General features: G+C 74.3%; 9 protein-coding genes. All 9 read right to left on the bottom strand.

Annotated features, from left to right (window positions below; translation table 11 throughout):
- Positions 1–306: 306 nt before the first annotated feature.
- Genes tyrS through argC form a run of 9 tightly spaced genes read right to left on the bottom strand, consistent with a single transcriptional unit; the run spans position 307 to position 9,547 of the window.
- Positions 307–1,605, bottom strand: coding sequence for a tyrosine--tRNA ligase (gene tyrS / locus ASG41_RS07130; protein WP_056291826.1), 1,299 nt, complete (start codon positions 1,603–1,605; stop codon positions 307–309).
- Positions 1,602–2,258, bottom strand: a complete 657-nt coding sequence (locus ASG41_RS07125; RefSeq protein ID WP_082556674.1) for a DNA-3-methyladenine glycosylase — start codon at positions 2,256–2,258, stop codon at positions 1,602–1,604. The genes tyrS and ASG41_RS07125 overlap by 4 nt, the downstream gene beginning before the upstream one ends.
- A 30-nt stretch (positions 2,259–2,288) precedes the next feature.
- The gene (gene argH, locus ASG41_RS07120) at positions 2,289–3,731 is read right to left on the bottom strand and encodes an argininosuccinate lyase (RefSeq protein WP_056291824.1); all 1,443 of its coding nucleotides are present in this window, start codon (positions 3,729–3,731) and stop codon (positions 2,289–2,291) included.
- The gene (locus ASG41_RS07115; protein ID WP_056291822.1) at positions 3,728–4,249 is read right to left on the bottom strand and encodes an arginine repressor; all 522 of its coding nucleotides are present in this window, start codon (positions 4,247–4,249) and stop codon (positions 3,728–3,730) included. The genes argH and ASG41_RS07115 overlap by 4 nt, the downstream gene beginning before the upstream one ends.
- 4 nt (positions 4,250–4,253) lie before the next feature.
- Complete coding sequence (gene argF / locus ASG41_RS07110) at positions 4,254–5,195, bottom strand: ornithine carbamoyltransferase (RefSeq protein ID WP_056291820.1); 942 nt, start codon at positions 5,193–5,195, stop codon at positions 4,254–4,256.
- Entirely contained in the window at positions 5,192–6,373 is a 1,182-nt protein-coding gene (locus ASG41_RS07105) for an acetylornithine transaminase (protein ID WP_056291817.1), read from the bottom strand. Before ASG41_RS07105 ends, argF begins: the two co-directional genes overlap by 4 nt.
- The gene (gene argB, locus ASG41_RS07100; RefSeq protein WP_200938768.1) at positions 6,370–7,362 is read right to left on the bottom strand and encodes an acetylglutamate kinase; all 993 of its coding nucleotides are present in this window, start codon (positions 7,360–7,362) and stop codon (positions 6,370–6,372) included. Before argB ends, ASG41_RS07105 begins: the two co-directional genes overlap by 4 nt.
- Positions 7,359–8,510 carry a bifunctional glutamate N-acetyltransferase/amino-acid acetyltransferase ArgJ gene (argJ, locus tag ASG41_RS07095; RefSeq protein WP_056291814.1) on the bottom strand — a complete coding sequence of 384 codons (1,152 nt, stop codon included), beginning with the start codon at positions 8,508–8,510 and terminating at the stop codon, positions 7,359–7,361. Before argJ ends, argB begins: the two co-directional genes overlap by 4 nt.
- On the bottom strand, positions 8,507–9,547 hold the full coding sequence (gene argC / locus ASG41_RS07090; protein WP_056291806.1) for an N-acetyl-gamma-glutamyl-phosphate reductase: 1,041 nt from the start codon (positions 9,545–9,547) through the stop codon (positions 8,507–8,509). The genes argJ and argC overlap by 4 nt, the downstream gene beginning before the upstream one ends.
- Positions 9,548–9,573: the final 26 nt, after the last annotated feature.

The following is a 9,573-nucleotide window of genomic DNA, read 5'->3' as shown; positions in this document are numbered from 1 at the left end:
TCAACCAAAGGAACCCATCACGGCAAACCCGAAGGCACCCCGTGACTGGGGTTGAACATATGGCACTGACTTTCGGCACGCTGTTGAGTTCTCAAGGAGCGGACGCGCAGGAACTCCAGCCTCGCGGCCTTCGCTTCCCAGCTTGATTTGTCCTGCTCGGCGGCGGGCCCGGCCTTGCGGTCGTTCCCGGCGCAGAGAGAAAGTTACGTGTCCGGGGCGGGGCTGTCAAACCCGCTCGTGGGTGACGCCGGCCACCCGCCCGGAACGTCCCCGTCACGTGCTGTTCACACGGGGCGGACGCGCAGGTCAGACGGCGGAGACCTCGGCCCGACGGACCCCGGCCACCGTGCGACGCCCGCGACGCAGCACGAGCCATCCCCCTGGCAGGACGTCCGAGGACACCGGTCGGGCCTCGCCGTCGGCGATCCGGACGTTGTTCAGGTAGGCGCCACCCTCCTTGACGGTGCGGCGGGCGTCCGAGAGCGACGAACACAGGCCGCTCTGCTGGAGGAGGGCGGCCAGGGTCGGCCACTCCCCCTCGACCGTCGTCGTCCCGGCCTCGGACAGCGCGGCCTCGAGCGTCGCGGCGCCCAGCTCGGCCAGTTCGGCCCGGCCGAAGAGCGCACGGCCGGCGGCCTCGGCTTGCCGGAGCTCGTCCTCCCCGTGCACCAGCCGGGTCAGCTCCTCGGCCAGGGCTCGCTGCGCCTCCCGCGCCTGCGGCTTCTCCTCCGAGGAGGCGATGAGCGCCGCGACCTCCTCGGGTGACCGCTCGGAGAACAGCGGCAACCAGGCGCGGACGTCGACGTCGTCGATGCCCAGCCAGTACTGGAAGAACGCGTACGGGCTGGTCTCCTCGGGATCGAGCCAGACGGTGGCGCCCTCGGTCTTGCCGATCTTGGTGCCGTCGGCCCGGGTGATCAGCGGTGTCCCCAGGGCGTGCACCGACACCCCGTGGGTGCGGCGGACCAGGTCGGTGCCGGCCGTCAGGTTGCCCCACTGGTCGGAGCCACCGGTCTGCAGCGTGCAGCCGTGCCGCTCGTGCAGCTCCTTGAAGTCGTTGGCCTGCAGGATCTGGTAGCTGAACTCGGTGTAGCTGATGCCGGCGTCGCTGTTGAGGCGGGCCGACACCGCCTCCTTGGCCAGCATCCGGTTGACCCGGAAGTTCTTGCCCAGCTCCCGGAGGAAGTCGATCGCCGACAGGGGTGCCGTCCACTCCAGGTTGTTGACGTACACCGGGGCCAGCAGACCCTGCTCGGCGGCGGGACGGTCCAGGAACGGCGCGACGCGTGCCCGGATCCGCTCCACCCACTCGCCCACCAGCTCCGGTGAGTTGAGCGTCCGCTCGGCGGAGGGCCGGGGGTCGCCGATCAACCCGGTCGCCCCGCCCACCAGGACGATGGGCTGGTGGCCGGCACGCTGCAGGGCACGCAGCACCATGAACTGGATCAGGTGCCCGACGTGCAGCGAGCGCGCGGTCGGGTCGAAGCCGCAGTAGTAGGTGACCGGACCGGCGGCGAGCGCCGCACGGAGCTCGCCCTCGTCGGTGCTCTGGGCGATCAACCCGCGGCGGTGGAGTTCGTCGACGACGTCAGCACTACTGGTCACGGGGTCCCATCCTGCCCGGCGGCCGGACGGCGTCGTCGCACCCCCGCACGGAAGGCGCTCACCGTGGGGGCACCGGTCTCGGTGTACCGCCACGGCAGCTCGGCTGCGTGGGTGATGCCGACCCGCGGGCCGGCGGTCACCGAGGCCGGCGCCGGTCCCCGGTGCAGCCGGACCGGCGAGGACGGGTCGAGCAGGTACCGGTCCCGGTCGTCGGGCCCGATCGACAGCGCGGAGGTCAGCCGGGCCGGGCCCCGGGCCAGGTCTCGGGGGCGGGCCGAAGCGGGGCGACGGCTCCGGGCCAGGGGCTCCCCCACCACCACCTCACCGGCCCGCAGCAGCACCGCGGAACCGTGGCCCTCGGGCTCGACGACGACGTTGGCGCACCAGTGCACGCCGTAGCTGAAGTAGACGTACAGGTGACCGGGCGGCCCGAACACGACCGCGGACCGGGGCGTCGGGCCCCGGTGGGAGTGCGCCGCCGGGTCGTCACCGGCGCCCGAGTAGGCCTCCACCTCGGTCAGCCGGACGGCGACGGTGCCCTCCGGCCGGTCGGTCACCACCCAGCAGCCCAGCAGGGACGGCGCCACGGCGTCGAGCGGCCCGACCAGCTCCTCGGGGGTGACGAGCGGGCCGGGCCGGTCGACGTCGGTCACGGGGTCGGTGGAGGGGCTGTGGCGACGGCGTCAGAGCGCCGGGGCCACCGGGGACGCCCCGGCCCAGGTCCGGTGCTCCCCCACCAGGGCGGTGAGCGCGGTGAGCTGCTCGGCGACCCGCTCGGGCGCCGTCCCGCCGCGGGCCTTGCGGGCGGCGAGTGCGCCCGGCACGGACAGCACCGTGCGGACCTCGGGGGTCAGGTGCTCGGAGACCTCGAGCAGCTGGGCGTCGGTGAGCTCGTCGAGCTCGACGCCCAGGGACTCGCACCGGGCGACCATCGCGCCGCTGATCTCGTGCGCCGAGCGGAACGGCACCCCGGCCGACACCAGCCACTCGGCGACATCGGTGGCCAGCGCGAAGCCCTGGGGGGCGGCGGCCTCCAGCACCTCGGGGCGCAGGGTCAAGGTGGCGACCATGCCGGTGACCGCAGGCAGCAGGAGTGCGAGCTGCTCGATGGAGTCGAAGACCGGCTCCTTGTCCTCCTGCAGGTCCCGGTCGTAGGCCAGCGGCAGGCCCTTGAGCATGGTGAGCAGGCCGGTCAGGTTGCCGACGAAGCGGCCGGCCTTCCCGCGGGCCAGCTCGGCGATGTCGGGGTTCTTCTTCTGCGGCATGATCGAGGAACCGGTGGCCCAGGCGTCGTCCAGCCGGGCCCAGCCGAACTCGGTCGACGTCCAGAGCACGACCTCCTCCCCCAGCCGGGACAGGTGGACGCCCAGCAGGGCGGCGGTGAAGCAGAACTCGGCGGCGAAGTCGCGGTCGCTGACCGCGTCGATCGAGTTGTCGGCGGCCCGGTCGAAACCCAGCTCGGCGGCGACGGCGTCGGGGTCCAGCCGCAGCGAGGACCCGGCGAGCGCGCCGGCGCCCAGCGGGCTGACCGCGGTCCGGCGGTCCCAGTCGAGCAGCCGGTCGACGTCGCGGGCGAAGGAGTGCGCGTGGGCCAGGAGCTGGTGGCTGATCAGCACCGGCTGGGCGTGCTGCAGGTGCGTCATGCCCGGGGCGGCGACGTCCCGGTAGGTGGTGGCCAGCCCGACCAGGGCCTCCTCGAGGTCGGCGAGCGAGCCGACCAGGGCCCGGACGTGGTGCCGCAGGTACAGACGCAGGTCGGTGGCGACCTGGTCGTTGCGGGACCGGCCGGCACGGAGCTTGCCGCCCAGGGTGCCGAGCTTGGCGGTGAGGCCGCGCTCGAGGGCCTCGTGCACGTCCTCGTCGGCCTCGATGGCGGTGAAGGTCCCGTCGGCGACCTCGGCGGACAGCTCGGTGAGCGCGCCGACCATCTGATCGAGCTCGGCGGCGTCCAGCAGGCCGGCGCGGTGCAGTACCCGGGCGTGCGCACGGGAGCTCGCCAGGTCGAAGGGGGCCAGCCGCCAGTCGACGTCCGTGGACTTGGACAGCGCGGCCATCGCGGCGGACGGGCCACCGCCGAACCGGCCTCCCCAGAGCCTGGTGTCGGATCCGGTGGGTGCGGTGCTCACGGTGCGGGACGTCCTTCGGGGTCGGAGGGGGCGCTGCCGGCGGCCAGCGCCAGCAGCCGGTCGGCCAGCGCTGCGCCGCCGACCGGGTCGCGGGAGACGACCAGGAGAGTGTCGTCCCCGGCGATGGTGCCCAGCACGTCGGGCAGGCCGACCTTGTCCAGGGCCGAGGCCAGGAACTGCGCCGCCCCGGGCGGGGTGCGGAGCACCGCGAGGTTGGCGCTGCCCTCGGCGCTGGTGAGCAGCTCCCCCAGCATCCGGGTCAGCCGGCCCGGTGCGGACTGCGCCGGGCGCAGCGGGGCGTTCTCCGGGGGCAGCACGTAGGACGCCGGGGCGCCGTCGGAGCCGCGCAGCTTCACCGCGCCCAGCTCCTCCAGGTCCCGGGACAGCGTGGCCTGGGTGACCTCGACGCCGGCCTCGGACAGCAGGCGTGCCAGGTGCGCCTGGCTGGTCACCGGTTGCGCGGTGATCAGCTCGGCGATCCGGGCGTGCCGGGCCGGCCGGTTCAGCGCCGAGGTCATCGGCTCATCGCCCCAGCAGCCAGACCAGCAGCGCCTTCTGGGCGTGCAGCCGGTTCTCCGCCTCGTCGAAGACCGCGCTCTGCGGGCCGTCGATCACGCTGGCCGCGATCTCCTTGCCGCGGTAGGCCGGCAGGCAGTGCAGCACGATCGCGTCCGACGCCGCGCGGGCCAGGGCCTGCTCGTCGACGGCGTAGGGCAGGAACGGGGCGACCCGGGTGTCGTACTCGCCCTCCTGGCCCATCGACACCCAGGTGTCGGTGGCCAGCACGTCGGCGCCGTCGGCAGCGGCGGCCGGGTCGGCGGTCCAGGTGACCGAGCCCCCGGTCTCCGCGGCCACCTGCGCCGCGCGGGCCATGACCGCCGGGTCGGGCCGGTAGTCCTCCGGAGAGCCGATCCGCACGTGCATGCCGGCAGTGGCACCGCCCAGGGCGTAGGAGTGCGCCATGTTGTTCGCGCCGTCGCCCAGGTAGGTCAGCGTCAGCCCGGCCAGCGTCGCACGCCGCTCGGCGATGGTCTGCAGGTCGGCCAGGATCTGGCACGGGTGGTAGGAGTCCGTCAGGGCGTTCACCACCGGCACCCGGCTCACCGAGGCCATGGTGTCCACCCGGTCCTGGCCGAAGGTCCGCCAGACGATCGCGGCGGCCTGCCGGTCCAGCACCCGGGTGGTGTCCTCGACGGGCTCACCGCGGCCCAGTTGGCTGCCGGCGGCGTCGATGACCAGGGGGTAGCCGCCGAGCTCGGCGATCCCGACGGAGAAGGACACCCGGGTCCGGGTGGAGGGCTTGTCGAACAGCACGGCCACCGCCTTCGGGACGCCGTGGGGGGCGGCCAGCGGGGTCGGGGCGCCGGCCGTGTGCCGGGTCGCCTTGAGGTCGGCGGCCAGCGCCAGCACCTCGGCCTGCTCGGCCGGGGAGAGGTCGTCGTCCTTGGTGAAGTGCCGGGTCACGACTGGGTCTCCAGGGCGGTGTCGAGGGCTGCGGGGAGGGCCTCGACGAAGGCGTCGACCTGCGCGTCGGTGACGACGAGCGAGGGCGCCAGCCGGACGACGTCCGGGGCGACGGCGTTGGTGAGGAAGCCGGCGGTGCGCAGTGCGACCTCGGTCTGCGGCGCCACGTCTGCGGTGAGCACGACGCCGAGCAGCGCGCCCCGCCCCCGCACGCCGGAGACGGCGGGGTGGCCCAGGCCCTCGATGCCGGTGGTGAACCGGTGCTCGAGGTCCTTGGCGCGCTCGAGCAGGCCCTCGTCGCGGATGGTGTCCAGCACCGCCAGCGCGGCCGCAGCGGCGATCGGGTTGCCGCCGAACGTGGAGCCGTGGGACCCGGCGCCCAGCAGCTCCGCGGCGTCGCCGAAGGCCAGGGTGGCGCCCAGCGGCAGGCCGCCGCCGAGCGACTTGGCCATGGTGATGACGTCGGGGGTGACGCCGTCGGCGGCGTGGGCGAACCACTGACCGGTGCGTCCGCTGCCCGTCTGCACCTCGTCGACGGCGAAGAGGGCACCGGCCTCGGCGGCCTGGGCCGCGGCGGAGGCCAGGTAGCCGGCCGGGGCGGGCAGCACGCCGCCCTCCCCGAGCATCGGCTCCAGCAGCACCATCGCGGTGCGGTCGGTGAGCTGCAGGGCGTCGGGGTCGCCGTAGGGCACGTGCCGGACCCCGCCGGGCAGCGGCGCGAACGCCTGCGCCTTGGCGGGCTGCCCGGTCAGCGCCAGCGAGCCCATGGTGCGGCCGTGGAAGGACCCCAGGGCGGTGACCACCTCGGGCCGGCCGGTGAGCCGGCTGATCTTGAAGGCGGCCTCGTTGGCCTCGGCGCCGGAGTTGCAGAAGAAGACCCGGCCGGGCCGGCCGGCCAGCTCCAGCAGCCGCTCGGCCAGGGTCACCCCGGGCTCGTGCATCGCCAGGTTCGACACGTGGCCCAGCACCGCGGCCTGCTCGGCGATCGCGGCGACGACGACCGGGTGGGCGTGGCCCAGGATCGTGGTGGCGATACCGCCGAGCAGGTCGACGTACTCGCGGCCGTCGACGTCCCAGACGGAGGCGCCACGCCCGTGCGCCAGGGCGACCGGCGGGGTCTTGTAGTTGCCCATCATCACCGCCGACCAGCGGCGGGTCAGCTCCTCGGTGTGCGTCATGCTGAACCCTCCTCAGGGGTCGGTGCGGCAGGGACGACCATCGTCCCGGTGCCCTCGGTGGTGAACATCTCCAGCAGCAGGGCGTGCGGCAGTCGGCCGTCGACGACGGTCGCCCGGTCCACCCCGCCCTCCACGGCGCGCAGGCAGGCGGCCATCTTCGGGATCATCCCGGCGTCCAGGGTCGGCAGGATCTCGGCCAGCTCGGCGCTGTCGATCTGCTCGACCAGGGAGTCCCGGTCGGGCCAGTCGGAGTAGAGCCCCTCGACGTCGGTGAGCACGACGAGCTTCACCGCACCCAGCGCGACGGCCAGGGCCGCGGCGGCGGTGTCGGCGTTGACGTTGTGCAGCTGCCCGCTCGCATCCGGCGCCACGGTGGCGACGACCGGGATGTGCCCGGCCTCCAGCAGCGCGGTGACCGGGGCGGGGTCGACGGCGACGACGTCGCCGACCAGCCCGACGTCGACCGGCTCGCCGCCCACGAGGGCCTGGGTGCGCTCGGCGGTGAACAGGCCGCCGTCCTCGCCGGACAGCCCGACGGCCAGCGGGCCGTGGGTGTTGATCAGCCCGACGACCTCGGGGCCGACCTGACCGACCAGCACCATCCGGACGACGCCGATGGTCTCCTCGGTGGTGACCCGCAGGCCGCCGCGGAACTCGCTCTCCACCCCCAGGCGGGACAGCATCCGGCTGACCTGGGGGCCGCCGCCGTGCACGACGACGGGCAGGATGCCGCAGGTCCGCAGGAAGACCATGTCCTCGGCGAACGCGGCCCGGCACTCGTCGTCGACCATGGCGTGCCCGCCGTACTTCACCACGACGACGTTGCCGTGGAACTCCTTGAGCCACGGCAGTGCCCCGGTGAGGACGGCGACCTTGGCGGCGTCACCGGTCGGGTCCGGGGTGCGCATGACCCGGCTGGTGCCGACCCGCCGCTTCGGCGGGACCTCGTCGGGCCGGACGTCGGGCGGCGTGGGGTCCTGGGTGCTCACGTCGAGTACGCCGAGTTCTCGTGGACGTAGGCGATCGACAGGTCGTTGGTCCAGATGGTCGCGGACTCCGTGCCGGCCCGGAGGTCGACGTCGATGGTGATGGCCCGGCCGGTGAGGTCGACGCCGTCCCGGTCGTCACCGATGGCACCGGCCCGGCAGACGGTGACCCCGTTGATGGTCACGTCGACCTGGTCGGCCTCGAAGGCGGCGTCGGTGGTGCCGATCGCCGCCAGCACCCGGCCCCAGTTGGGGTCGTTGCCGAACAGCGCGGTCTTGAGCAGGTTGTTGCGGGCGCAGGCGCGGCCCGCGGTCAGTGCGTCCGCGACGCTGGCGGCGTTCGAGACGGTGATCGCGATGTCCTTGGTGGAGCCCTCGGCGTCGGCCAGCAGCTGCATCGCCAGGTCCAGGCACGCGGCGTCCAGGGCGGCCTCGAACTCGGCCGCCGACGGGGTGACCCCGGAGGCGCCGTTGGCCAGCACGAGCACGGTGTCGTTGGTGGACAGGCAGCCGTCGCTGTCCACGCGCTCGAAGGAGTGCGCGGTGGCGTGCGCCAGGGCCGGGGCCAGCAGCTCGGCCGGGACCACGGCGTCCGTGGTCAGGACGACGAGCATCGTGGCCAGGCTGGGCGCCAGCATGCCGGCGCCCTTGGCCATCCCGCCGACGGTCCAGCCGGCCCCGGTCTGCACCGTGGTCTTGGGCACCGAGTCGGTGGTCATGATCGCCCGGGCGGCGGCCGCGCCACCGTCGCCGGACAGCTGGGTGGCGGCGTCGCTGATCCCGGCCGTGAGCCGGTCCATCGGCAGCCGGACGCCGATCAGCCCGGTGGAGGCCACCGCGACGTCGATGGCGCCCAGCCCGAGGGTGTCGGCGACGTGCTCGGCGGTGGCGTGGGTGTCGGCGAAGCCCTCGGGCCCGGTGCAGGCGTTGGCCCCGCCGGAGTTGAGGACCACGGCGCGGACCCGGCTGTTGCTCAGCACCTGCCGGCTCCACAGCACCGGCGCCGCGGGGAACCGGTTGGTGGTGAAGACGGCGGCGGCGGCGTCGTCGGGACCGTCGTTGACGACGAGGGCGACGTCGGGGTCGCCGGAGGACTTGAGGCCCGCGGCGACGCCGGCAGCCCGGAAGCCCTGGGGCGCGGTGACGGTCACGGTGCGACCCCCACCAGCGGGAGGCCGAGGGTCTCGGGGAGGCCCAGGGCGATGTTGGCGCACTGGATGGCGCCGCCGGCCGTGCCCTTGGTCAGGTTGTCCACCGCGGCGACGACGACCAGCCGGCCGGCGTCGGGGTCGACGGTGACCTGCAGGGCGACGGTGTTGGCGCCCAGGACGGCGGCGGTGGTCGGCCACCGGCCCTCGGGCAGCAGGTGCACGAAGGGCTCGTCGGCGTAGGCCTCGACGTAGGCGGCACGGGCGGCCGCGGCGTCGACACCGGGGCGGACCTTGGCCGAGCAGGTGGCCAGGATGCCGCGGGCCATGGGTACGAGGGTCGGGGTGAAGCTCACGCCGACAGTCCTACCGGCTGCCTCCGACAGGTTCTGGATCATCTCGGGGGTGTGCCGGTGCACGCCGCCCACGCCGTAGGCGCTGGCGGCCCCCATGACCTCGGAGCCGATCAGATCGGGCTTGGCGGCCCGGCCGGCACCCGAGGTGCCCGACGCCGCGACGACGACGACCTCGGGCTCGACCAGGCCGGCGGCCAGGGCCGGGGCCATGGCGAGCGAGACGCTGGTCGGGTAGCAGCCGGGCACCGCGATCCGCCGGGCGCCCTCGATCTTCCCCCGCTGACCGGGGAGCTCCGGCAGGCCGTAGGGCCAGGTGCCGGCGTGCTCACTGCCGTACCACCGCTCCCAGGCGGCGGCGTCGGCGAGCCGGTGGTCGGCACCGCAGTCCAGCACCAGGACGTCGTCCGGGAGGCCCGCGGCGATGGCCCCGGAGGCGCCGTGCGGCAGGGCCAGCACGACGACGTCGTAGCCGGCGAGGTCCGACGGGTCCGAGGGCTGCACGACCATGTCGGCGTAGGGCAGCAGGTGCGGCTGGGACTCCCCCAGGCGTCGGCCGGCGCTCGATGCTGCGTGCACCCCGGTCAGCTGCAGCTGCGGGTGCCCGGCCAGCAGCCGGCACACCTCACCGCCCGCGTACCCGGTGGCGCCGGTGACCCCGACCGTCCACGTCCGTTGTCCGCTCACAGTGCATGAGTATGCACGACCGTGGA

The sequence above is a fragment of the Modestobacter sp. Leaf380 genome (assembly GCF_001424485.1).
Lineage (GTDB): Bacteria > Actinomycetota > Actinomycetes > Mycobacteriales > Geodermatophilaceae > Klenkia.
The sequence above is the reverse complement of the archived record's forward strand: the minus strand, read 5'-3'. Positions and strand labels throughout refer to the sequence as shown.